Genomic DNA, 22,771 nt, shown 5'->3' on the forward strand with positions numbered 1-22,771 from the left:
CAGCGCAGCAGATACGCTTAAATTTCAGCGATAGCTTCCACTTCGCACAGCACATTTTTAGGCAGTGTCTTTACTGCCACGCAGGAACGTGCAGGTTTGCCGGTGAAGTATTTTCCGTATACTTCATTAAAGGCGGCAAAATCACCCATATCTGACAGAAAACAGGTTGTCTTAACCGTTTTCTCATAGCTGCTTCCCGCCTCTTTTAACACTTCGCCCAGGTTCTTCATTACCTGTTCTGCCTGCTCCTCAATGGTTTTTGCTGTAATTTCACCTGTAGCCGGATCAATGGGAATCTGACCGGAAGTGAATACCACTCCGTTTACGATCATTGCCTGTGAATATGGTCCGATCGCTGCCGGAGCCTTGTCAGTGCTTACTACCTTCATAAAAAAATCTCCCTTCTGAAATACAAATCCTCCCCCTCGAACCTGATTGGAACATCCGGGGGAATGTATATATTATACGTTTCTAAAAGGGAACGGTCAAGTCTTACTATTCACAGGCTGCCATCCCGGAGGGATTATATATCAAAGCAGTGCCGTTTCCTCTGTATGACCCCAAAATCCCTTCCCTATATAGCCCTCAGGGAGAAGACCCGGAACGGTAAATGTAGTTTTCATGGTATCTCCTTTTGTCAGTAAGTAAGCATAACCTGTATGACCTGTCCTGGCTCCCGGTCAATGATCCTGTACGCTTTGGCAATGTCTTCATATACTACAAACAGGTCCATAACAGGTGGCTCTGCTGCCACCTCACTCCCAAAATCGCTCCACCCTCCCCCTCTCATCCTCCAACGAACAAATCTCATACCCTCCCCATTCCTCCGGAAACAACTCCCTATAAGCCCTCTGCAAAAACCTTTCATCCAAAAGCAGCACCACCCCTTTATCCTCTTTCGTCCGAATCACCCTTCCTGCAGACTGCAGCACTTTATTCATTCCCGGATACCGATACGCGTACTCAAACCCGGCCCTGTTCTTCTCATCGTAATAATTCTTCAATATCTCCCTCTCATATCCCACCTGCGGCAGTCCGGTTCCCACCAGAATTGCCCCGATCAACTTCTCCCCTGTCAGATCTATCCCTTCCGAAAAAATCCCACCCATCACACAAAATCCCACCAGCGTCCCATCCGGTTCCCCCTCAAACCGTTCCAGAAACTCTTCCTTCTCCCCCTCAGTCATATTCCCGGACTGCAGCATACACTGCAGCTCCATCCCTGAACTCTTCTCCTCAAAAATCTCATACACATCCCGCAGCATCCTGTAAGAAGGAAAAAACACCATATAATTTCCCTGCTTGACAGTCACCGTCTGCAGAATATACTGTGCCAGCTTCCCATACTCCTCCTCCCCGCGTCTGGTATATTTACTGCTCACATCCCTTGCGATCATAAGCTTCAGATTCTCCCTGGGAAACGGGGATTTGGCACAGATGGCATAATCATCCTCCCTTGTGCTGAAAAGCGACCTGTAATATCCCAAAGGCAGAAGCGTGGCCGAAAAAAATACGGTCCCTCTCCCTTTGTTCAGGCATTCCTGAAGATTCACCCTTGGATTTACGCAAAACAGAGTCAGATAAAACCTCCCCTCTGCCCCATGATGCGTATAAATTACATAATTCTCATCCAGCAGATCAAACATATTCAAAAAATGACGCACTGCAAAAGAAAATTCCAGCACCGTACTGCGCACCTTTTCCTCCTGCTCCCTCTCCAGGAAGTTTTCCATCTCCCCTAAAAGATTCATAAGCTGCAGTGCCAGTACCCCTATATTCTCCATCACCCGGTACTCATCCTGACACTCCCTCTTATATCCCAGCAAAACCTTATTACACTTTTCCAGGATCTTTTCCAGTTTCCTGCTGTGCTCCTTCACCACCTTCTTAACTTCCAGAAAATCCTCTTTACACAGAACAGCGCTGTACATATTCCGCCCTCTGTCCACCAGGTTATGTGCCTCATCAATCAAAAACAGATAATCCCCCTTCACCCCGTCCCCAAAAAACCGCTTCAGATACACATTCGGATCAAACACATAATTATAATCACAGATCACTGCATCCACCCAGGTAGAGGTATCCAGACACATTTCAAAAGGACACACCTGCCACTTCCGGGCCTGTTTAAGCAGTTCCTCTCTCTGATAAGTATCCTGTTCTGTCAGCAATTCATACACAGCATCATTTACCCTGTCAAAATGCCCCTTAGCATAAGGACACTTTTCCGGATTACACTCCACCTCATCCATGAGACACATCTTCTCCTTAGAGGTGACCGTAAGGGTTTTATAGGACAATCCCTTGCCCTTCAAAATAGAAAACGCCTCCTCCGCCACAGTCCTGGTGATCGTCTTAGCCGTCAGATAAAAAATCTTATCCCCATGTCCCTCCCCCACAGCCCGCACTGCTGGAAAAAGGGCCGCCATAGTCTTTCCAATCCCTGTAGGCGCCTGAATAAACAACTGTTTCCCATTCCTGAGCGTATGGTAAACCCCAGCAGTCAGTTCCTTCTGCCCCTCCCGATATTCATAAGGAAACTCCAATCCCTGCATAGATTCCCTGCGCTCAATCCTTCTTCTATACTGAAAATAAGCCCACTTATAATACTGCGCCATCAAATCCGAGAACCACTTTTTCAGCGCAGACATGGACAACTCTTCCCGAAACCGTTTCACCTGTTCTGACTCCAGCTGACAATACGTCATCTGCACCCCAATCCGTTCCAATTCCTTCTGCGTCCCATAAATATAAGCATAACACATAGCCTGTGCCCGATGAACCGGCACAGGCTCTTCCAAAAATTCAAGGTCTCGATAAACACCCTTAATCTCGTCAATCGTAACCCCATCCTTTTCCTCTATAATACCATCCGCCCTGCCTTCCAGCCGGACAACAAACTCCTCAAATTCTTCTTCCCACAAAAGCGGAACCTCCGCCCGATAAGACAACCCCATCTGCTTCTGAATCTTCCGGTGCACCTTACTTCCTTTCCTCATAGCCTCCCGGTCCGCAGACACTGTCCTCCGGTTATCCAAATTCCCGCTGCGCAGTATAAACTCCACCAAATACCTAACCGATATCCGAATCACTTCCTTCATCTCACTCATACCCACATTCTAACACAGAACCTATGTTCCTGTACATCCCCAACCCCAGGGGAGTGCATCGCTCACAGGCAATCCCTTCCCCCTCCCGCATCCGTCATGCTTTCCCGTCCGCACTCCCCACCAACGCCAAAAAAAGCGGAAGCCCACAATCCGTGTCTTCCGCCCCAAAATAACATATAAAATTATCAGTCCCCGAGTAATCCCCCTCTAAGCAATCGCATATCTGTCCAGAAATCTATCGAATCTCTCATCATGCCCATTACATCTCACAGTGAGCACACGTGTCAAATCCATACTTAAAACTCCAAGGATCGACTTCGCATCAATGATAACTCTGTTGTAAAAAACATCAATATCAAATTCGCATTTACTGGCTTCAGTGACAAATTCCTTAACATCGCCTGTCTCATTCAACCTAATCTGGCGTTGTACCATATTTACCATCCTTTCTTTTAAGAAACAACACGCCAACTGATATTATAGTTATGTCTTGATTCTTTATTGTTAGGACGTATTATGACAGCTCTGCCTATATTTGTCAAGAATTTGACAAGATTTTCCCTCTTGTACTAAAAACCGCCATTTTATCACGCTTTTTAGTAAAATAAACAGGAAATATTTTGTCGAAACTTGTCTGCTCTGTGCAGTTTGACGTCTCCGTTTAACCATGATATACCAGTTATCATTTTACTCAGAGAAATATCCCCAAATCAGAGACCCAAATTTTGTCACTGTATCAGCCGCCGCTCAGGCTTTCGGCAGATATTTTAGGGAATCCTTCAGATATTCGTTGATCACATCCGCATATCCGCCGGCGTCCACAGTTGCTGCCAGCTCAGGTTCCAGAGGCATCTTGGCAATTACCGGCACACCCAGCTCTGCTCCGATGGCATCTACTTTGCTCTCCCCAAACACATGGATCTCTTTTCCACAGTCAGGACATTTGACAAAGCTGTAGTTCTCCACCAAACCAATCACCGGAACCTTCATCATCTTGGCCATGTTGTAAGCTTTTTTCACAATCATATGCACCAAATCCTGCGGAGATGACACAATGACAATTCCATCTACCGGAAGAGACTGGAATACAGTCAGCGGGACATCTCCGGTTCCCGGAGGCATGTCCACGAACAGATAGTCCAGTTCGCCCCATATAACATCCGTCCAGAACTGCTTTACCATATTCGCAAGAATCGGGCCTCTCCAGATAACCGGAGCCTCCTCCTGAGGCAAAAGCAGATTGATGGACATGATCTTAATATCATTCTTTGTCAGAATTGGATATATGCCATTGTCATCCGCGGTAGCGGAACCTTTGATCCCGTACATTCTCGGGATGGAAGGCCCTGTGATATCTGCATCCAGAATACCTACACGGTATCCCTTGGATGCCATCTCATTGGCCAGTGACGCGGTGACAAAAGATTTGCCTACGCCGCCTTTTCCACTGACAACACCGATCACCTTCTTAATTTCGGAAAATGCATTCAACTCTTCTTTTGGGATTCCGCCGCCGTTTGCATGGCTGCATCCCTCACAACTTTTTTTATCACAGCTCTTGCTGTCGCATTGTTTCTTTTCTTCACTCATGATTCTTTCCTTTCCCACTGGGGTTTATACCTTATTTCATAAACCTGTCAATGGCTTTATTTAATTCTTCCAGGGCTTCTTTATCCCCGCTCTCCACTGCATCCACGATACAGTGCTCAATGTGATCCTGCAGAATCACCTTTCCGGTATTGTTGATCGCCGCCTTCACTGCCGAGAGCTGTATGAGCACTTCACTGCAGTCCCTGCCGTCCTCCACCATACGGCGGATTGATTCCAGATGACCGATCGCTCTTGACAAACGGTTCAGCACTGCCTTCGTATGGGTGTGGGTATGCGTATGGGAATGGGGGTGTCCGTGTCCCTGTGTGCCGGCATCTTCATGCACATGCTCAATCACTGTTCCGTCAGGAAGACTATGTGTATGGACATGTTTCGTCTCTTCCATTGTGGTTTCCTCCTCGCACTTTCTCTATTATATCAAACCCAGAAAAAAAAGCAATGGTTTCCCTGCTCTTCAGCCTCCGTGGGGATAATGGCTGTGTAAACAGCAGCATCTAAATCTCAGAAAATGTAAATCTCTGATGTACCTCCGCTGTCATCACATCATATACCACACTTCCGTCTTCCTTCTCTGTCTTCTCCATACGAAGCTCCTTTTCGGAATTAAACTTCGCGTTCAGCCAAACCTCCGGGCTTTCCATATCCACTTCCTGAATAAAATTATCCCTGGAATGGTTTCCCGGACACTGGTTGAAAATTTCGTGTATTACTTCATACGTTTTCATCTCTTTCCTTCCTTTCAAACACTGCCTCTTAGCCTTATGGGGCCTTTTGGCTGTCCATGCAAAATCACTTTGGGCGGCAGGCTTCTTGTCTGCCGCAGCTCCACCCGGTTCCCGATCACCACTGCGCGTTCGTTTCATCCTGCCGCAGGTCTCTGGGAACCTACCTCTTTTCTATTTTATCACGATCGTGCAGATTTTGTGTGATTTTCTCCCCTGTTTTTACAAAAAAACCAAAAATAAATTGCAAAGCCCGTACAAATATCGTATTATGGTAGTTACCAGAAAAACCGGGGGTATCAGATCCCTCCGGACACGTAAAACCAGGGAGGAATTCAAATGCAGCTTTTAAAAGAGCGTATTCTAAAAGACGGCACGGTAAAGCCGGGTAATATACTGAAGGTGGACAGTTTCCTGAATCACCAGATGGACATACCATTCATCAACGAGATCGGCAAAGAGTTCAAACGCAGATTTGCCGGCTCCCCTATCACAAAGATTCTTACCATCGAAGCCTCCGGCATTGGCATTGCCTGTATTGTGGCACAGTATTTCGGCGTCCCGGTGGTCTTTGCAAAAAAAGCCCAGAGCCTGAACCTGGACGGTGAAATGTATACGACCAAAGTCCAGTCCTTTACCCATAAAAAAGTTTATGATGTGATATTATCAAAAAAATTCCTGCAGCCGGAAGACCATGTACTGATCATTGACGATTTCCTGGCTAACGGATGCGCACTCCAGGGTCTCATCGAAATAGTGGATACAGCCGGAGCAACTCTGGAAGGAGCCGGTATAGTCATTGAAAAGGGCTTTCAGCACGGTGGCGACGCGCTGAGAGAAAAAGGCATCCGTGTGGAGTCCCTGGCAATTGTGGATTCCATGAGCAATGATTCCCTCACCTTCCGCGCATAGTACATAGCAGTTTATAGGGCAGTCCAAAACTGGACTGCTCTTTTTTTAAGAAACTGGCTCTTTATAGAATGCCAATTTTCGGCTATATTGTGTAGAAAGAAAGCGTTCGGCAGCCAGATTCCCCATACCTGAAGCGGCTTCGCAGGGATTCTTACATGTAAAATGAAGGTGCCGGACAGCTATATCGTTAAAAGGAGTTTACATTATGGAAAACAAAACAAAAAAGATTGTCATGACCGCACTTTTCGCAGCTCTGGCCTGTGTTGCCACCATGTCCATCCGCATTCCCACCCCCGGAACCAGCGGTTACATTCATCCGGGGGATGCCATTGTGATCCTTTCCGGGATCATCCTGGGTCCTGCCTACGGATTCCTGGCCGCCGGTATCGGTTCCTGCATGGCCGACCTTTTGGGGGGATATTTTATCTACGTCCCCATCACCTTTGCTATAAAAGGCCTGGTGGCACTGTTTGCTGCCCTTGCCTACAAAAAGATAGCCAAAGACAGTAAAACAGCCTGGGCAGGCGTCCTCACAGGAGGCATTATCGACATGGTGCTGGTTGCAGGGGGCTACTGCCTGTGTGAGTTCTTCCTGTACGGCACAGCCGCATTTTTAAGCGTGCCCTCCAATCTGATCCAGGGTGCCAGCGGTCTGATCCTCTCACTGGTCCTCTATCCGCTTCTCACTGCAGTACCGGATATCAAACGGATGATCGCCTCCGCGTAAGTATTAGGCCCGGTCATAGCCGGCAGCACTGCGTTTAGAATCAAGGATGCGTTTTCGATCTTACAGCTCCCGGCAGGCCGGTGCGGTATCATCAAAACGCATCCTTTTTCTTTTCTACAAGTCTTTTATCATCTGGAAATAATGCAGCTCCTCATATCCAAGCCTCTCATACAGCGCGATCGCTCTCTCGTTGCTGTATGTGGCTTCCAGACGGAATCTCTTGGCATGGGAATACTCCTGTTCGATCCAGGCAAAGACTTCACTTCCGTATCCCTTTCCTCTGGCATTTTCCATAAAGTACAGTTCCTCCAGCCACACCGTGAGACCACCTGCCTCATTACTGAAAGTAAAAGCGAGAAGCAGGTATCCGACCACACCGCTTTCATCCTCCAGCATCAAAACCCTGGCATATTCCCTGCTTCTTAAACATTCCTTCAGGGTTGCTTCAAAATGCTCCTGAGGTACTGTATGCATACAGGCTTCACCGCCGTAAAACTCCTTTTCCATCTTAAAGAATATGTCTCTGTCTTCCTCTCTGATATCTCTGATCGTCAGCATAATTATTGTTATCCTGTAACTGTTCCGGATTTACCAGCTACATTTTCCTTTCTGTTATTTTTCTGCTTCCATTGCAAAAACCTGTTTCATCATCTCACAGTTCTTGCTGTGGGGACATGCACCGTAATCACAGTCAATCCTGTCAAAATGCAGGCCGTCTTCATTCTGTACGAATTCGCATATGGCACTCCTTGCCATATCGTAATTCTTACAGTATCCGTTTACAAATTCCTCCACTATCTCACTCATCCCGCTTGTTCTTCTCCTCATTTTCTTTCTGCTTCCAGTTTAGGGAAAGCCCCTCCGCAGCGCTCACCTCAGGAGCCGGAAGTTTTCCTTCCGGATGACCTCCCGCCATATTTTCGATGGGCTGCTTCAGGAAAGAAGCCCGCATGACCGCCCCTGTTCCGAATTTTTTGCGGATCTCATCAACAGCCTGGTCCATTTTCTCCAGTTTATCATAATCCGTGTGATCAAACAAGGACAACTGCCTGCCGCTCTCCTCCCTGGAAACACGGCTGGTCCGCACCCCCAGAAGACGGATGGGCGCTCCGTCCCACAGTTCATCAAACAGCCTGCAGGCCTGATGATAAAGCTCTGAGGTGATATTGGTGGGGGCATTCAGCACCATCTGGTGGGAGACTGACTGCAGTTCATGATCCTTAATGGTGATGGACACCACCTCAGCCTTCATACCGTCACTGCGCAGCCGGGAGGCCACTGTCTCACAAAGGGATAGCAGCACCTGTTTTGCGGTCTCCTCATCCACCACATTAAAAGCTATGGTCGTACTGTTGCCGTACCCCTTATTATCCTCCTGCACGGATTCCACCACAGCGCTGTCCCTGCCGTTGGCAAAATTCCAGATAGCCTCCCCGTGCTTTTTCAGATGATGCCGCAGAATCTCCACATCCGCGGCAGCCAGGTCCCCAATGGTATAGATCCCCAGCTTCTTTAAAGTGTTTTCCGTGGATTTGCCTACAAACAGCAGTTCCGATACGGGAAGAGGCCACATCTTCTCGGGAATCTCCTCCGGAAACAGCGTGTGGACTCTGTCTGGCTTCTGGAAATCAGAGGCCATTTTTGCCAGCAGCTTATTGCTGGAGATTCCGATATTCACTGTAAACCCCAGTTCTGTCTTGATGCGGTCTTTGAGCCGGTGCGCAAATGCCACCGGTTCCCCCAGCAGCCGCTCCATCCCTGTCATATTCATAAACGCCTCGTCAATGCTGTATTTTTCCACATCTGGTGTGTATTCTCTCAGGATATCCATAAACTTTCCCGAAAACACCCGGTACATTCCGTGATGGGAAGGGATAATAGTCAGGGATGGGCATTTCCGCATGGCGTCCACAATAGGCTCCCCTGTCCTGACACCAAAGGCTTTGGCAGGAATGGATTTTGCCAGGATGATCCCCCGCCTTTTTGACCTGTCCCCTCCCACTGCACTCGGAATGCTGCGAAGATCCACAGTCCCTCCGTTTTCAAGCCTGTAAACAGCCTCCCAGGAAAGAAACGCACTGTTTACATCAATATGAAAAATGATGTTCTCCAATTCTATCCCACTTCCTTATATCATAACAATTTGATTCCCGCAAGGTCTTTGACCTCTTTAGGACCATTATACCAGAACATATGTTCTTTGTAAATACTTGACAAAACTTCCAACCTATTCTATTCTTGAAGTAATAAATCCAATTCACAAAAGGAGTCTGTTATGCTGGCTATCATACTTGCCCCATTTTATCTTTTGATCAATTTCTATGTTGTCCGCTGGATCATCCGCTGGACAGGTGCCTGCCACAGGCATTTGAAATCCAGGCCGTTCCGTGCGGTTTTCCTTTCCATTTATATTTTCATGTGCCTGACGCCCCTGACCTCTTATCTGGTCTCTGCCAATCCCTGGCACAGTTATCTGAAGCGCCTTTTCAATTACTGGCTGGGCACATTTTTATATATTGTACTTATCATCCTTATCTTCGACCTGGGAAGATTCCTGTTAAAACATACAAGATGGATAAAAAATGAAACCCTTGCCCTGCGCCGCACTTTTGTCATAAGCGGCGGTGCCGCGGCCTGCCTGATCATCGGCCTGAGCGCCTATGGGATCATCCATGAACACCGGGTCTATGTAAACCACTATGAAGCCAAAGTGGAAAAATCCGGCGGCAGACTGGACCATCTGCGGATCGCCCTGACTGCAGACCTGCATCTGGGCTACAGCATCGGCACATACCATGTGAAATCCATGGTGGACAAAATAAACGCTGAAAACGTGGACCTGGTCTGCATTGCCGGCGACTTCTTCGACAACGAATATGACGCTGTACTGTACCCGGAAAAAACCATTTCCATCTTAAAGAAAATAAAGAGCACCTACGGCGTATATGCCTGCTGGGGCAACCATGACTTTAAAGAAAAGCTCCTTGCCGGCTTTACCGTACCCGTCAAAAACGGACAGCACACAGATACCCGGATGGATGACTTCCTGAAAAAATCCGGAATCCGGCTCCTGGATGACAAGTCTGTCCTCATTGACGACTCCTTCTATCTGACAGGCCGTAAAGACCCCCAGCGTTCCAAAAAAATGAAGGAAAACCGACTCTCACCGGAGGACCTTTTAAAAGACCTGGACCATGACAAGCCCATACTGGTCATTGACCACCAGCCCAAACAGCTCCAGGAACTGGCAGACGCCGGCTGCGACATAGACCTCTCCGGCCACACCCACGACGGACAGATGTTCCCGGGCAATCTGACCACAAAACTCATGTGGGAAAACTCCTGCGGAGAGCTGAAAAAGGATAATATGTACTCCTATGTCACCTCCGGCGTGGGGATCTGGGGTCCTGCCATGCGTGTGGGAACAGACGCTGAGGTCATGATCATTGACGTATACTTTTCAGAATAAAAGTTCTGCATTATTTAAAGGGAACCGGCTGCTCATTCTGCTGCCAGTTCCCTCAATACTCTTACGGTCTGCTCCACTTCCTCCAAAGTATTAAACCAGGAAAAAGAAAAACGAACGGCCCCCTGCTCCTGCGTTCCCATTGCCTGATGCATCAGCGGCGCGCAGTGTGCCCCGGACCGGGCATAGATCTCATAAGTACAGGACAGTTCATCACTTACCTGTGCCGAATCATATTCTCCTATATTGAGAGCCACAATCGCAGCTCTCTCCTTTTTCTCAAAATCCCCGTACACCTTAACGCCTGGTATTTCCCGCACACCTTCATAGAACGCACGGGCAAGCTTCTGTTCATGGGCACCGATATTTTCCACGCCTGCCTGTTTCACATACTCCACAGCGCTTAACAGGCCCATGATTCCGTGCCCATTCAGCGTTCCCGCTTCCAGCCTGCCCGGCATGATCCCCGGATGCTCCCGTTCAAAAGAATGGATTCCGCTGCCTCCTGCTTTTAAAGGGCGAATCTCCACCCCTTCCCGCACGCAGATCCCACCTGTTCCCTGAGGCCCCATAAGCCCCTTATGTCCGGTAAAACAAAGCACATCTATTCCGCATTTTTCCATCTGAACAGGCACCGCTCCCGCAGTCTGAGACGCATCCAGGACAAAAAGAATCCCTTTTCTGCGGCAAAGCTTTCCAATCCTTTCTATATCCAGCATATTTCCCGTAACATTAGAAGCATGGGTGCACACCACGGCCCTGGTCTTCTCCCCAATGGCCTGTTCCATCTCCTCATAAGAAATATTTCCTTTTTCATCTGCCGGAAGAACCGTCACCAGAACCCCTGCTTTTTCCATCTCATACAAGGGTCTGAGAACCGAATTATGTTCCAGCGCGGTAGTCACCACATGCTCTCCGGGATCAAACATCCCCCGGATCACTGTATTCAATGCCTCCGTGGCATTACAGGTAAACGCCACACCGGAAGGATCACCAAATCCAAAAAATCCCGCAATGGCCTCCCTGGCCTCATAAATCTTCCTGGACGTCTCAAGGGTGATCCCATGGCCACCCCTCCCATAATTTCCAAGGGTGCCCATAGCCTCATAGACAGCCTTTCTCACACATTCCGGTTTCCTCAGTGTAGTTGCCGCATTATCCAGATAAATCATCTCTATCACCGTCTTTCCGTCCTATCGGATCATCAGGAACTTCTCCTGCATATCCGTCACAAATCCCACGATCCCAGCCTTCAAAGGATACCCGGCTTTCTCAAGCTTAACAAGCACAGCCTCAGCGTCCTCCCTTCTCAGGCTCACCAAAAGCCCTCCGGAAGTCTGCGGGTCAAAGACCAAATCCTCCAAAGCTTCCTCAACCTTGTCCTCCAGCCATACATCCTTCTTATTATACGCCTTATTCCTGTAAGTCCCCTCAGGGACCAATCCCATAGACGCATAAAAAAGAGCGTCCGGCAGCACTTCTAATCTGCCGGACTCGATCACAAGCGAAACCCCGCTTGCCCTGGCAGTCTCCAGCGCATGTCCCGCAAGCCCAAATCCTGTCACATCCGTACAGCTATGCACCTCAACCTCTCTGAGCCCCTCCATCGCCAATTTATTCAGGCAGCTCATACTCTCCACCGCGCACCTTTTCGCCTCCTCAGAAGCCATACCAGCCTTCACAGCCGTATTGACCAGCCCCACTCCCAGAGGCTTTGTCAGCAGAAGCACATCACCGGCCTGCGCCCCGCCATTCTTCCAAATCCTATCCGGATGCACAAAACCCGTCACGCAAAGCCCATACTTAGGCTCCTCATCATTAATAGAATGCCCACCTGCCAGCACAGCCCCGGCCTCCTTCACCTTAGAAGCCCCGCCTGCCAGCATCTCCCCCAGCACCTCAGCCCCCAGGCAATTAGGAAACGCCACCACATTCAAGGCAATCCTCGGTTCCCCGCCCATAGCATACACATCACTGAGCGCATTAGCCGCGGCGATCTGTCCAAACGTAAACGGATCATCCACCATAGGCGGAAAAAAATCCACTGTCTGAATCAAAGCCACCTCATCCGAAACCCGATACACCGCCGCATCATCCGCCGTCTCAACCCCCACCAACAAATTCTCATCCATCACCGCAGGCAGTCTCCCCACCACCTCCGCCAAAATCCCCGGCCCAATCTTAGCCGCACACCCCGCACTCTTAGAAAACTCCGTCAACTTCACCCCAGCACTCATAACAATCTCCTATCCATTCCCATCTCTATCAATCTCACAATATCTCCTCCCACCTCTATTAACCTCTCAATATCCCTTATGCTTCTGCCACCCCCTCAATATCCATTATGTTTCCACCACCCCCTCAATATCCTTATGTTTCTGCCATCCCCTCAATATCCTTATGTTTCCGCCACCCCCTCAATTTCCTTATGTTTCTGCCATCCCCTCATTATCCTTATGTTTCTGCCATCCCCTCATTATCCTTATGTTTCTGCCATCCCCTCATTATCCTTATGTTTCTGCCATCCCCTCATTATCCTTATGTTTCTGCCATCCCCTCATTATCCTTATGTTTCTGCCATCCCCTCATTATCCTTATGTTTCCGCCACCCCCTCAATTTCCTTATGTTTCTGCCATACCCTCAACATCCTTATGTTTCTGCCATCCCCTCATTATCCTTATGTTTCCGCCACCCCTTCAATATCCTTATATCTTGCTCTTTCCAACCCCTCCCGCCCCACACCCTCACGCCGAGTCCGGTGGTCAGCCAGTCAACAGGGAAAGGAGCGGTGAGCGGAGGGCAGCCGGGGCAGAGGGTATCAGGCAGGCGGTGTTTCGAGGAGCGGGCAGAAGATCCACCTGCCCCAGACACTTAATGAGGAAGCCGCTGCTGACGAATTTAGTGACTGGGAGCAGGTTAGCTTCTGCCCAGCGGAGCGCTCCGTCTGCCTGATACCCTCTGCCCCGGCTGCCCTCCGCTCACCGCTCCTTTCCCGTCCGCCTTCATATCCCCGTCCGCCTTCATATCCCCCTCCGCCTACATATCCCCATCCACCTTCATATCCCCTCCGCCTCCATATTAACTCCTACTCAGCAATCACCACCTCCACCGGACAATGATCCGACCCAAACACCTCCGTATGGATCCCCGCCGAAACCAACTTCTCCCTCAACCGATCCGACACACAAAAATAATCAATCCTCCACCCCGCATTCTTTTCCCTTGCCCTAAACCGATAAGACCACCAGGAATAAACCCCGGTCTCCTCCGGATAAAAATACCGGAAACTGTCCGTAAACCCAGCCTCCAAAAGCTCCGTAAATTTCCCTCTCTCCTCGTCCGTAAATCCCGCGTTATGCCTGTTAGTCTTCGGATTCTTCAAATCAATCTCCTCATGTGCCACATTCAGATCCCCGCACATAACAACCGGCTTTTTCTCATCCAATTTCAAAAGATACGCCCTGAACGCATCCTCCCACTCCATCCTGTAAGGAAGCCTTGCCAGCTCATTCTTTGAATTGGGCGTATAACAAGTCACAAGATAAAACCCATCATATTCCAGAGTGATCACCCTGCCCTCCTGGTCATGCTCCTCCATCCCAATCCCATATGCCACAGAAACCGGCTCCTTCTTGGCAAAAACAGCCGTCCCCGAATACCCCTTCTTCACAGCATAATTCCAGTACGCGTAATACCCTTCCGGCGCAAAATCAATCTGCCCTTCCTGAAGCTTTGTCTCCTGCAGACAGAAAAAATCCGCGTCCGCAGCCTCAAAAAACTCAGTAAATCCCTTCTGCACACAAGCCCGCAGGCCATTCACATTCCATGATATAAATTTCATACAATTCTCCTCTCTGTTCTATACAAATACGTGTCTAAAATTCATCCCCACAATCTGCACGCCCCAATTCACAGTATATTTTGCCCCACCTCGGTAAACCCAGCCCGCTGCGCATCCCTTGACGCGCAGCGGGCTGAAAACAATTTTCAAATATACTCTAAAATCTCCCGGTAAGATTCCAGGATCCTTTCATATTTCATACCGCAGTTTGCCGGACTGGTGGACGGCAGCTGTCTGATTGGCACACCCGTATCAGGCTCGCAATATTTCCGGTAAAGTGCTGCCGCCTTCTGGCCTGTAGCAAAAACGGCCTGTATGGGCGCGGCCTTCAGCACGATGGACATATCATTTGCCGCCGGGTTTTTAATACTTCCGTCGTCCGCCCCGCGTATCTCGCAGCTTTTCAGTACATCCCACACAGCCACCTTATGAGCCAGCAGCATTTTCTTCTTTTCTTCTATGGTCAAAGGCATATCTTCGCCCAGCACTTCCCCTATCACTTTCCAAAATCTGTTTCTGGGATGCCCGTAATAAAAGCCTTCCTCTCTGGATTTCGGAGAAGGCATAGTCCCCAAAAGCAGTACTCTGGAACTGCTGTCAAAAACCGGTGCAAACGTATGCGTCACATATTCTGTCTGATTTTTCATCGGCTCCTCCCCCAAACAGACGAAATATTGTAAATACCCAGACCTGCCGGATATTTACAAAATATAACATCTTCTTTTCTTTTATAATTGTAGAATTTTACTTCTTTCGTCCCCATTATACACTATTTTTTCTATCCTGCGAAGTAAAAAAAGTTGGCAAAACGACTTTACGAACGCTGTCCTATGAGTATATAATAAAGACTGCATCGGAAAAACCGCAGAAAGTACACACAACACACGATCTGTGGTGAAAATAACAGAATGTTACTGCAAACAGCAGCACGCTTCGCGATGCACAGATATAGAGCATTCTGCTCCGTATCACGCCGGCTGCTCCGGGATTTTTATGTGAAGGCGCATAAAACACCTGGCGGAAAATCGGCTGTATATAATAACAACAGACAGAATTCTTAAGTAAAAAAGGAGAAAAATCAATGGGTGGAATATTTGGAGTAGCTTCTAAATCCAGCTGCACTTTGGATTTGTTTTTCGGAACAGACTATCATTCTCATCTAGGAACAAGAAGAGGCGGTTTGGCAGTCTATGGACCAAATGGATTCAACCGTTCGATTCACAATATCGAAAATACCCCTTTCCGTACCAAATTCGATGGAGACTTAAACGAACTGGAAGGAAATCTGGGTATTGGCTGTATCTCTGACAACGAGCCGCAGCCGCTTTTAGTCCAGTCACATCTGGGCAGCTTCGCTATCACAACTGTGGGAAAGATCAACAACATGGATGAGCTTGTAGATATCTCCTATAAAAACGGATGTACGCACTTCCTGGAAATGAGCGGCGGAAGCATCAATCCAACCGAGATGGTGGCGTCCCTGATCAACCAGAAATCCACCATTGTGGAAGGGATACAGTATGTACAGGAGCTTGTAGAGGGTTCCATGACCCTGCTTCTGCTCACCCCAAAAGGAATCTATGCCGCCCGTGACCGGGTAGGCCGCACCCCTGTTATCCTGGGTAAAAAAGAGGACGCGTTCTGCGCTGCCTTTGAAAGCTTCGCCTTCTTCAATCTTGGCTATGAACCCTACCGTGAACTTGGCCCCGGAGAAGTTGTATTCCTTACACCGGAAAGCGCTGAAACTTTAGTGAAACCACAAGAGGAAATGAAGATCTGTTCCTTCCTGTGGGTATACTATGGCTATCCCACCTCTACCTATGAAGGCATAAATGTAGAGGAAATGCGCTACGAATGCGGCAAAAAACTGGCACAGCGCGATGCCCAGAGGGAAAATGTAAAACCCGACCTGGTTGCAGGTGTTCCCGATTCCGGTATCGCACACGCCATTGGCTACGCCAACGAATCCGGCATTCCCTTCTCCCGCCCGTTCATTAAATATACACCGACCTGGCCCCGCTCCTTCATGCCGACTCAGCAGAGCCAGAGAAACCTCATCGCCCGCATGAAGCTGATTCCTGTGGAAGCGCTGATCAAAAACAAAAGTCTGCTGCTCATTGACGATTCCATTGTCCGCGGCACACAGCTTCGCGAGACAACCGAATTTTTATACAGCAGCGGAGCCAAAGAAGTTCACATCCGTCCGGCCTGCCCGCCGCTTCTGTTCGGCTGCCCGTACCTGAACTTCTCCCGCTCCAAATCCGAAATGGATCTGATCACCCGCCGTATCATTGCAGACCGTGAGGGGGACAATGTTCCCGCGGAAGTCCTTGCCGACTACGCGAACCCGGATTCCTCCAACTACAAAGAAATGCTGGAGGAGATCGGAAGACAGCTTAATTTCACCACCCTTCACTATCACCGTCTGGATGATCTGACAGCTTCCATCGGCCTCAGTCCGTGTAAAATGTGCACACACTGTTTTGACGGAAAATAATAGATGAAATACAGCCGAAGCTGCTCTAAACAGATCTGCTGCAGGCAAAGGAAATCATGCGATGAAGCACTGTATATCAAGAGTATAAATATACAGTGCTTTATTTTTATTTTCTTTACTGTTATAATAAAATAAATCGTACTTTTTCCATATCTCAAGATATGGAATGAAAAACAGTGTTGTTTATGTTGAACACATTGGCCACAGCGGCAGAAGGGAATTGTAATGGAAAAAAATGATAAGATAAATCGTCTATCTCATATTATAGTCTCTTTCAGTATGCTTCTTTTTGCCATGTGTTTAACTATGCATGTGCTTTTATGTTGTACTTATGCTCCTTATGGATCATTAGATATGACAACTGTAATTGAGACGTGGGCAACTTCAGAAAGTATGGCTGAAAATGAAGACATTGATCATACTACCGATTTTAAGACTTCCTTTTTGAACCAAAATAACTCTTATAATGAAACTATAACGAAAAATATATGCTCCATACTTACAATGGCAGCTATCCCCAAAGGAATCAGCTTTACTTTTTTTCTTTTTTACTTTTTGACCTTATCTATCTCTTTGCCTGATGATCACACATTAATTAATCAGAAGGTACGTCTGGACAATTGAATCTTTTCCTTTTCAAATCATGGACAAAACATGCCTATGCACTATTATTAGAATACTTTATGGCAAGTATTCTGGTGGTTATAAGTCATTTTTAGAATGAAACAATGGCTTCTTTTTTGTGTGCAAATTAGGCAGCGGCCGTAACCTGTATTCTTATTACGGGAGTGAAACAAAGCAGAGATTGAATTGGAGGAATATAAATGAAAAAAAAGATATATAAACTATTTCTCACCCTAATGGTGTGTCTTTCCCTGGGTTCGGGTCCCATAGCCCAAAATGAGATGTTCAAGATGCTTAAAGCTCTTTCAGGAACAGATGATGCGCAGGTTCAAGAACTTGATGAAGAAAAAGAGTCCGAAGAAATAAGAAAGAGGAAGAAATTCCTGACTTATATTCAAGATATTCTATGAAAGATAGAGGAAAATAGTTCATTTGCATAATCATTCAACCTATGCATAATCTAAAATCCTGGATTTACTTAATCTACAGCCTGAAATGCCCTAGATATGATACGATATCTGGGGCATTTAAAACCGGTCCTATGCTCGCGATTCCATTCCTTACATTTTGCGGCCCCGGATCATCCCATGCAGATTTCTTTTATGGATTGGAGCACATCCTCCTTTTGGCTGCACTCAACCGTAAAAGTCACATCCGGGCTGTTCCTTTTTACGGTCTCAATTATCTCTTTATAATCCAGGTTTCCCCTTCCCAGCCTCCAGTGGGCATCCCTGTCCCCCGAATTGTCATGGACATGCAGATGTTTGATATAACTGCCAAACAGCTCCGCCCATGCACCAGCCGGCCTATCTGAATAGCAATGGGCATGTCCTATATCCAGGCAAAGCCCAAAATCAGGATGCTCCACCTTCCTCGCCACTTCAAGAATTGGCTCTGCCTGTCTGTCAAACACATTTTCCATCACGATCTGGATCCCTTCCCTGCTTTCCAGAAACCGTTTATAAAAATCCGCCACCCTGTCGGCCCAGCCGATCAGCAGATATACATCCGGCACATAACAGGTGTGGAACACCAGTTTTTTTGCCCCCAGTCTTTTCGCCGCCCAGTAAGCCTGCTCATATCTTTTCCTGGTAGTCTCCAGGATCAGGGAATCAAACGTCATAGGATTCAAATCCAAAAAGGGCCCATGGAGGATCAGGTTCTCACACCCCATCTCCTCCAGCCTCTTTTCATACTGATCAACCTTCTCTTCCAGGCAGTCCAAATTTTCCGAAATAGAAAACTCAATACTTTCAACCCCTGCCCCTGTTCTATTTATCACATCTCTCATATCCCAGTCTTCCAGTAAATGACTCACGTAAATCATACTTCACCCGTCCACTCTCTTTATCTATTACTATGATTTCTATATCCGAACTCTCCTGATCATTTCCATAATACCACAAATCCCCATACAATTCTTCCCTTTTCCAACAACAAAGACAATCTTCCGCCAGTGCAATAAAAATCTGCAGCCGGACCAGGCTGCAAGCCTTCCTGTTCAGTGTCCGGCAGAACCGTGCAGAAAAAAAGGACCGCCACGTCCCCGCAGCAGTCCTTTTCCGCCTAATAATCTGTCTTCTGATAAAAATGTCCTTCCAGAAAGTCCGTCTTGATCACATTGATAAATGCCTTCGGATCCGCCTTCCGTACTCGTGAGACCAACACTTTAGCCTCTGCGCTGGAAACAACAGAATAAAGCATTTTCCGCCCTTCATTAGAATAACAGCCGGTAGCCGCAAACTCCGTTGCACTGTGATTCGTCACCTCATAGATCTCCTGGTACACGGCATCCGGGCAGTCCGTAACAATAAACAGGGTCTCCTTCTTATACGCTGTATGCAGCATATGGATGATCTGTGTGGACGTAAACTGGAAAATAATAGAGTAAAGCGCTTTATCCCATCCAAACAAAATACCCGCGATCACCAGCACACATCCGTTGCCAAGCAGAATAAAATTCCAGACATCTTTATTCTTTTTCTCAGCAAAATAAATAGCGATAAAATCCGTACCTCCGCCGCTTGTCCCGCCCATGAGACAAAGACTCACAGCAAAACCGTTCAGCAGTCCGCCGAACACGGAGATCAGCAGAATATCCTGGGTGATCGGCTGATACGGAATAATATCGGTAAGAACACTGGTCAGCACAATGATCATGGCGGAGCTGACTGTGAACTTCTTGCCTATGGCTTTAAAGCAAACAACGGTAGGGATTGCATTTAACAGCAGGTTGATCACCGTAAACGGCAGTGCAACACCCAAAAACCGTTCAAAGATAGTCTGGATCAGCAGCGTCACTCCATTAAACCCGCCGGGATACAATCCACCGGCTCTTACAAAGGTTTTAATATTAACTGCCATGATAATGGCACCTGCAAGCCCAAAGACAACTCGTTTTGCCTCTGCCTTATAATCAATATTTTCTTTCATTTTTCCTCATCTGCTGACCTTACAGCATGTGTTTCCGAAGCTCCTCCGGAGATTTTACAGTTAAATAAGCCGGTGCAATATCAAAGACGGTTCTGCAGCCGCTCTGTCCCTCCCGGTTCAGACGGTATGCTGCCCTTGCGTAAGCTGCAATGACAGAGGAAGTGAATTCCGGATTTGAATCCAGTTTCAGACTGTACTCAATTACATGACTGTGCTCTTGCTCCCATCCTGTCTTTCCTGTACGGATAACAAATCCTCCGTGAGGAAGTCCCGCGTGCTCAGCTTTCATCTGCTCCTCACTGATGAAATGCACAGTTGTCTCATACTCATCAAAATAATTGGGCATTGTCTTGATCTCTTTTTCAATTTTCTCTTTATCAGCGCCATCTTCTGCCACTACAAACACTTCACGTGTATGCTTTTCTCCGGTTGTCAGTACCGGATTCTCGCCGTTTCTGACTGCCGAAAGCGCTTTTTCCACAGGAATGGTATACTGTCTTGCATCCACAACTCCATCAATTCTTCTGACTGCATCTGAATGTCCCTGACTTACGCCTTTTCCCCAGAAGGTGTAGTCTGTTCCTTCCGGCAGAATGGCATTGGAATACAGACGGTTCAAAGAAAACATGCCCGGATCCCAGCCCACTGAGATCAGGCCGATCTTCCCGCTCTTCTTTGCCGCTGCATCTACATCTGCAAAATGCTCAGGAATTTTTGCATGAGTATCAAAGCTGTCCACCACGTTGAAATACTGTGCAAACTCAGGTGTCTGCTTCGGTAAGTCTGTTGCGCTTCCGCCGCACAGGATCAGAACGTCAATCTCGTCCTTCATCTTCACAGCTTCATCCACATGATATACTTTTGCAGTCTCTGTCATGATATGGACATCTGCAGGATCACGGCGTGTAAAAACAGCAGCAAGCTCCATATCCGGGTTCTGTTTCACCGCACATTCTACTCCGCGTCCCAGATTACCATAGCCTAAAATTCCGATTCTTATACTCATCCTTTATCTCTCCTGTTAATTTTTTCTATCGTGTTTCCCTTTTCATCCCACTAAGTATAACAAATTCCCTTTTTCACTTCAACCTGCAAAATTCATAAATCAGCCGATGCCTCCGTAAAAAATACCTAAAATATATACAACAAAAGTCATTCCCACAAAGAGATATTTTGTCGCAGGCTCGAACCATTTCCCAAGGGCTTTTGTCCGTCCCATCTGCACCTGTTCTCTGGCAAACCCTTTTGGCGCTGCCCAGAAAAACATCACTGCGGCCAGGAGCGCGCCGAGAGGGATAATATAAATGGAAACCACATCCATCCACATGCTGACCATATCAGCACTCTCGATAAAGATCCCCACTGCTGCCGCCGCAAAGGCCACCAGAATGACCGCCATCTTCCTTGACAGTCCAAACTGTTCCTGAAGCGCCTCAATGGGTGTCTCAAACAAGTTCATCAGGGAAGTCACCGCAGCAAACAGTACAGCCACAAAAAATACCACTGCGAACAACTGGCCAAATGGCATCTGCCGGAACACCTCAGGAAGTGTAATGAACATCAGCGGAGGTCCCGCGGACACATCCAGCCCAAAGGCAAAGACAGCCGGAATCACAACCAGACCTGCAAGGATAGCGGCACAGGTATCAAAAAACGCCACATTCCTGGCACTCTCCACCACATCCACATCCTTTGACAGGTAACTGCCGTACACCAAAGTGCCCGACCCTGCCAGAGACAGGGAAAAGAATGCCTGCCCAAGGGCAAACACCCAGGTTTTGGGCTGCGCGAGATATTCCCATTTGGGCACAAAGAGATATTTATAGCCCTCTCCCACATTTCCCAGCGTCAGCACACGCACCATGAGAAACAAAAAGAAAACAAAGAACAGGGGCATCATAACCTTATTCATCTTCTCGATCCCTTTGGAAACCCCAAACGCCATAATAAGGAAGGTCACAGCCAGACCTGCCATATGCCATCCCACGCTTCCAAATCCACCTGCGATCTCTCCAAAATAAGCGGAGACATCCGGGGCGCGGAACATGGTTCCCGACAGGGACCCCCACAAGAACCGCAGAAACCAGCCCACTACCACAGAGTAGCCTATGCCAATAGCCAGGGAGCCAAGAACCGGTATCATGCCGATCAGTCTGCCGCCCTTCAGCCCCCGCATCTCCATCACACTACCGAACGCTCCCGAAGGCCCGGTCTTCATGGCACGCCCAAAGGCCATTTCCCCCACCACTCCGGAAAATCCCAGGATCGCCACAAAGATGAAATAGGGGATCAGAAAAGCAGCACCGCCATACTGCCCGGTCCGGTAAGGAAACATCCAGATGTTTCCCATCCCCACAGCCGAACCTACACACGCCACAATAAAACCAAATTTTGAACGGAAAGCATCCCTGGTTTGGGATGCTCCCGCCGGGTTCTTTTTCATATTTTGTCCCATCCTTTTATGTAATATGATCCTTTCAAAGGATAACACACAACTATGGGACTGTCCATAGATTCCCAGAGTGTGCCGCAAAAAGACCGCTGCACTTTAGTTTCCCAAGTGCAGCGGCCGAAACGCCATCGCCATCCGGATTCCAACACTCGGAAGCTGTGACAGATCCACATTGGAGGCTGCCGCGCTCTGTCCGCTTGTGAGGAATTGGATATTGGTAATGATCGTGTTCAGGATCGCCTGAATGCTGAACAGTTTTTCAACGCACACTGCCCCGGTCTTGTCCATGGGCGCCCAGTCAATGAATATCCAGTCCCCTGGCCTTTCCCTCATAAATCCGTCACTATCCGTCCTGCTTCTGCAGAATGCCATCAC

Annotated in this window: 25 protein-coding genes; 6 read left to right on the forward strand and 19 right to left on the reverse strand. The window is 47.9% G+C overall.

Annotated features, from left to right (window positions below; genetic code table 11):
* Positions 1-17: 17 nt before the first annotated feature.
* The 6 genes from A4V09_RS13175 to A4V09_RS13200 form a co-directional block, all read right to left on the reverse strand.
* Positions 18-389, reverse strand: coding sequence for a RidA family protein (locus tag A4V09_RS13175; RefSeq protein ID WP_065542764.1), 372 nt, complete (start codon positions 387-389; stop codon positions 18-20).
* A 366-nt stretch (positions 390-755) separates the two neighbouring features.
* Entirely contained in the window at positions 756-3,110 is a 2,355-nt protein-coding gene (locus A4V09_RS13180) for an ATP-dependent DNA helicase (protein WP_065542765.1), read from the reverse strand.
* 207 nt (positions 3,111-3,317) lie between these two features.
* A complete protein-coding gene (locus tag A4V09_RS13185; protein WP_065542766.1) occupies positions 3,318-3,545 on the reverse strand; it encodes an HPr family phosphocarrier protein in 228 nt (75 codons plus the stop codon).
* A 312-nt stretch (positions 3,546-3,857) separates the two neighbouring features.
* Positions 3,858-4,700: an Mrp/NBP35 family ATP-binding protein gene (locus A4V09_RS13190; RefSeq protein ID WP_065542767.1), complete on the reverse strand. Its 843-nt coding sequence runs from the start codon at positions 4,698-4,700 to the stop codon at positions 3,858-3,860.
* A gap of 31 nt (positions 4,701-4,731) precedes the next feature.
* Positions 4,732-5,106 (reverse strand): metal-sensing transcriptional repressor, encoded by a 375-nt coding sequence (locus A4V09_RS13195; protein WP_065542768.1) that lies wholly within the window; start codon positions 5,104-5,106, stop codon positions 4,732-4,734.
* A gap of 109 nt (positions 5,107-5,215) precedes the next feature.
* Positions 5,216-5,446, reverse strand: coding sequence for a hypothetical protein (locus tag A4V09_RS13200; protein ID WP_065544771.1), 231 nt, complete (start codon positions 5,444-5,446; stop codon positions 5,216-5,218).
* A gap of 336 nt (positions 5,447-5,782) precedes the next feature.
* Here A4V09_RS13200 and A4V09_RS13205 point away from each other — a divergent pair, with 336 nt between their 5' ends.
* Entirely contained in the window at positions 5,783-6,355 is a 573-nt protein-coding gene (locus A4V09_RS13205) for a xanthine phosphoribosyltransferase (protein ID WP_065542769.1), read from the forward strand.
* 205 nt (positions 6,356-6,560) lie between these two features.
* Complete coding sequence (locus A4V09_RS13210) at positions 6,561-7,082, forward strand: ECF transporter S component (RefSeq protein ID WP_065542770.1); 522 nt, start codon at positions 6,561-6,563, stop codon at positions 7,080-7,082.
* Between the two features lie 114 nt (positions 7,083-7,196).
* On the opposite strand, the gene A4V09_RS13215 is transcribed toward A4V09_RS13210, so the two are convergent.
* From A4V09_RS13215 to A4V09_RS13225, 3 genes are read right to left on the reverse strand one after another with little or no spacing between them, the layout of a single operon-like run.
* Positions 7,197-7,640: a GNAT family N-acetyltransferase gene (locus A4V09_RS13215; RefSeq protein ID WP_065542771.1), complete on the reverse strand. Its 444-nt coding sequence runs from the start codon at positions 7,638-7,640 to the stop codon at positions 7,197-7,199.
* A gap of 54 nt (positions 7,641-7,694) precedes the next feature.
* The gene (locus tag A4V09_RS13220) at positions 7,695-7,889 is read right to left on the reverse strand and encodes a ubiquinone biosynthesis protein UbiE (protein ID WP_065542772.1); all 195 of its coding nucleotides are present in this window, start codon (positions 7,887-7,889) and stop codon (positions 7,695-7,697) included.
* Positions 7,882-9,195 carry a DNA polymerase Y family protein gene (locus A4V09_RS13225; protein WP_065542773.1) on the reverse strand — a complete coding sequence of 438 codons (1,314 nt, stop codon included), beginning with the start codon at positions 9,193-9,195 and terminating at the stop codon, positions 7,882-7,884. The genes A4V09_RS13220 and A4V09_RS13225 overlap by 8 nt, the downstream gene beginning before the upstream one ends.
* 162 nt (positions 9,196-9,357) lie before the next feature.
* Here A4V09_RS13225 and A4V09_RS13230 point away from each other — a divergent pair, with 162 nt between their 5' ends.
* On the forward strand, positions 9,358-10,551 hold the full coding sequence (locus A4V09_RS13230; protein ID WP_065542774.1) for a metallophosphoesterase: 1,194 nt from the start codon (positions 9,358-9,360) through the stop codon (positions 10,549-10,551).
* A 32-nt stretch (positions 10,552-10,583) separates the two neighbouring features.
* On the opposite strand, the gene A4V09_RS13235 is transcribed toward A4V09_RS13230, so the two are convergent.
* From A4V09_RS13235 to A4V09_RS13250, 5 genes are all read right to left on the reverse strand, one after another.
* Positions 10,584-11,720, reverse strand: a complete 1,137-nt coding sequence (locus A4V09_RS13235) for an aminotransferase class V-fold PLP-dependent enzyme (RefSeq protein ID WP_065544772.1) — start codon at positions 11,718-11,720, stop codon at positions 10,584-10,586.
* 21 nt (positions 11,721-11,741) lie between these two features.
* Complete coding sequence (gene selD / locus A4V09_RS13240; protein WP_065542775.1) at positions 11,742-12,785, reverse strand: selenide, water dikinase SelD; 1,044 nt, start codon at positions 12,783-12,785, stop codon at positions 11,742-11,744.
* Between the two features lie 849 nt (positions 12,786-13,634).
* Positions 13,635-14,390: an exodeoxyribonuclease III gene (locus tag A4V09_RS13245; RefSeq protein ID WP_065542776.1), complete on the reverse strand. Its 756-nt coding sequence runs from the start codon at positions 14,388-14,390 to the stop codon at positions 13,635-13,637.
* A gap of 18 nt (positions 14,391-14,408) precedes the next feature.
* Positions 14,409-14,540: a DUF6783 domain-containing protein gene (locus A4V09_RS26820; RefSeq protein WP_408606754.1), complete on the reverse strand. Its 132-nt coding sequence runs from the start codon at positions 14,538-14,540 to the stop codon at positions 14,409-14,411.
* Complete coding sequence (locus A4V09_RS13250) at positions 14,537-15,037, reverse strand: DNA-deoxyinosine glycosylase (RefSeq protein WP_065542777.1); 501 nt, start codon at positions 15,035-15,037, stop codon at positions 14,537-14,539. Before A4V09_RS13250 ends, A4V09_RS26820 begins: the two co-directional genes overlap by 4 nt.
* Before the next feature lie 434 nt (positions 15,038-15,471).
* Between A4V09_RS13250 and A4V09_RS13255 the strand changes: the two genes are divergently transcribed.
* From A4V09_RS13255 to A4V09_RS13265, 3 genes are all read left to right on the forward strand, one after another.
* A complete protein-coding gene (locus A4V09_RS13255) occupies positions 15,472-16,887 on the forward strand; it encodes an amidophosphoribosyltransferase (protein ID WP_065542778.1) in 1,416 nt (471 codons plus the stop codon).
* A 225-nt stretch (positions 16,888-17,112) separates the two neighbouring features.
* Positions 17,113-17,511, forward strand: coding sequence for a hypothetical protein (locus tag A4V09_RS13260; protein WP_065542779.1), 399 nt, complete (start codon positions 17,113-17,115; stop codon positions 17,509-17,511).
* 200 nt (positions 17,512-17,711) lie between these two features.
* Positions 17,712-17,921, forward strand: coding sequence for a hypothetical protein (locus tag A4V09_RS13265; protein WP_065542780.1), 210 nt, complete (start codon positions 17,712-17,714; stop codon positions 17,919-17,921).
* Between the two features lie 170 nt (positions 17,922-18,091).
* Here the strand turns inward: A4V09_RS13265 and A4V09_RS13270 are convergent, their stop codons facing one another.
* From A4V09_RS13270 to A4V09_RS24940, 5 genes are all read right to left on the reverse strand, one after another.
* Positions 18,092-18,838: a sugar phosphate isomerase/epimerase family protein gene (locus A4V09_RS13270; RefSeq protein ID WP_065542781.1), complete on the reverse strand. Its 747-nt coding sequence runs from the start codon at positions 18,836-18,838 to the stop codon at positions 18,092-18,094.
* 239 nt (positions 18,839-19,077) lie between these two features.
* Positions 19,078-19,944: a YitT family protein gene (locus tag A4V09_RS13275; protein WP_065542782.1), complete on the reverse strand. Its 867-nt coding sequence runs from the start codon at positions 19,942-19,944 to the stop codon at positions 19,078-19,080.
* Positions 19,945-19,963: 19 nt separating this feature from the next.
* A complete protein-coding gene (locus A4V09_RS13280; protein WP_065542783.1) occupies positions 19,964-20,950 on the reverse strand; it encodes a diaminopimelate dehydrogenase in 987 nt (328 codons plus the stop codon).
* 99 nt (positions 20,951-21,049) lie between these two features.
* Positions 21,050-22,387 (reverse strand): sodium-dependent transporter, encoded by a 1,338-nt coding sequence (locus A4V09_RS13285; protein WP_065542784.1) that lies wholly within the window; start codon positions 22,385-22,387, stop codon positions 21,050-21,052.
* A 105-nt stretch (positions 22,388-22,492) separates the two neighbouring features.
* Complete coding sequence (locus A4V09_RS24940) at positions 22,493-22,768, reverse strand: hypothetical protein (RefSeq protein WP_198168539.1); 276 nt, start codon at positions 22,766-22,768, stop codon at positions 22,493-22,495.
* Between the last annotated feature and the right edge of the window lie 3 nt (positions 22,769-22,771).

It is taken from the genome of Blautia pseudococcoides (genome assembly GCF_001689125.2).
Taxonomy (GTDB): Bacteria; Bacillota; Clostridia; order Lachnospirales; family Lachnospiraceae; genus Blautia; species Blautia pseudococcoides.

Coding starts and splice junctions, on each gene's coding strand:
- A4V09_RS13175 (WP_065542764.1), bottom strand. CDS start 389: ATGAAGGTAGTAAGCACTGACAAGGCTCCGGCAGCGATCGGACCATAT.
- A4V09_RS13180 (WP_065542765.1), bottom strand. CDS start 3,110: ATGAGTGAGATGAAGGAAGTGATTCGGATATCGGTTAGGTATTTGGTG.
- A4V09_RS13185 (WP_065542766.1), bottom strand. CDS start 3,545: ATGGTACAACGCCAGATTAGGTTGAATGAGACAGGCGATGTTAAGGAA.
- A4V09_RS13190 (WP_065542767.1), bottom strand. CDS start 4,700: ATGAGTGAAGAAAAGAAACAATGCGACAGCAAGAGCTGTGATAAAAAA.
- A4V09_RS13195 (WP_065542768.1), bottom strand. CDS start 5,106: ATGGAAGAGACGAAACATGTCCATACACATAGTCTTCCTGACGGAACA.
- A4V09_RS13200 (WP_065544771.1), bottom strand. CDS start 5,446: ATGAAAACGTATGAAGTAATACACGAAATTTTCAACCAGTGTCCGGGA.
- A4V09_RS13205 (WP_065542769.1), top strand. CDS start 5,783: ATGCAGCTTTTAAAAGAGCGTATTCTAAAAGACGGCACGGTAAAGCCG.
- A4V09_RS13210 (WP_065542770.1), top strand. CDS start 6,561: ATGGAAAACAAAACAAAAAAGATTGTCATGACCGCACTTTTCGCAGCT.
- A4V09_RS13215 (WP_065542771.1), bottom strand. CDS start 7,640: ATGCTGACGATCAGAGATATCAGAGAGGAAGACAGAGACATATTCTTT.
- A4V09_RS13220 (WP_065542772.1), bottom strand. CDS start 7,889: ATGAGTGAGATAGTGGAGGAATTTGTAAACGGATACTGTAAGAATTAC.
- A4V09_RS13230 (WP_065542774.1), top strand. CDS start 9,358: ATGCTGGCTATCATACTTGCCCCATTTTATCTTTTGATCAATTTCTAT.
- A4V09_RS13235 (WP_065544772.1), bottom strand. CDS start 11,720: ATGATTTATCTGGATAATGCGGCAACTACACTGAGGAAACCGGAATGT.
- selD (WP_065542775.1), bottom strand. CDS start 12,785: ATGAGTGCTGGGGTGAAGTTGACGGAGTTTTCTAAGAGTGCGGGGTGT.
- A4V09_RS13245 (WP_065542776.1), bottom strand. CDS start 14,390: ATGAAATTTATATCATGGAATGTGAATGGCCTGCGGGCTTGTGTGCAG.
- A4V09_RS13250 (WP_065542777.1), bottom strand. CDS start 15,037: ATGAAAAATCAGACAGAATATGTGACGCATACGTTTGCACCGGTTTTT.
- A4V09_RS13255 (WP_065542778.1), top strand. CDS start 15,472: ATGGGTGGAATATTTGGAGTAGCTTCTAAATCCAGCTGCACTTTGGAT.
- A4V09_RS13260 (WP_065542779.1), top strand. CDS start 17,113: ATGGAAAAAAATGATAAGATAAATCGTCTATCTCATATTATAGTCTCT.
- A4V09_RS13265 (WP_065542780.1), top strand. CDS start 17,712: ATGAAAAAAAAGATATATAAACTATTTCTCACCCTAATGGTGTGTCTT.
- A4V09_RS13270 (WP_065542781.1), bottom strand. CDS start 18,838: ATGATTTACGTGAGTCATTTACTGGAAGACTGGGATATGAGAGATGTG.
- A4V09_RS13275 (WP_065542782.1), bottom strand. CDS start 19,944: ATGAAAGAAAATATTGATTATAAGGCAGAGGCAAAACGAGTTGTCTTT.
- A4V09_RS13280 (WP_065542783.1), bottom strand. CDS start 20,950: ATGAGTATAAGAATCGGAATTTTAGGCTATGGTAATCTGGGACGCGGA.
- A4V09_RS13285 (WP_065542784.1), bottom strand. CDS start 22,387: ATGAAAAAGAACCCGGCGGGAGCATCCCAAACCAGGGATGCTTTCCGT.
- A4V09_RS24940 (WP_198168539.1), bottom strand. CDS start 22,768: ATGGCATTCTGCAGAAGCAGGACGGATAGTGACGGATTTATGAGGGAA.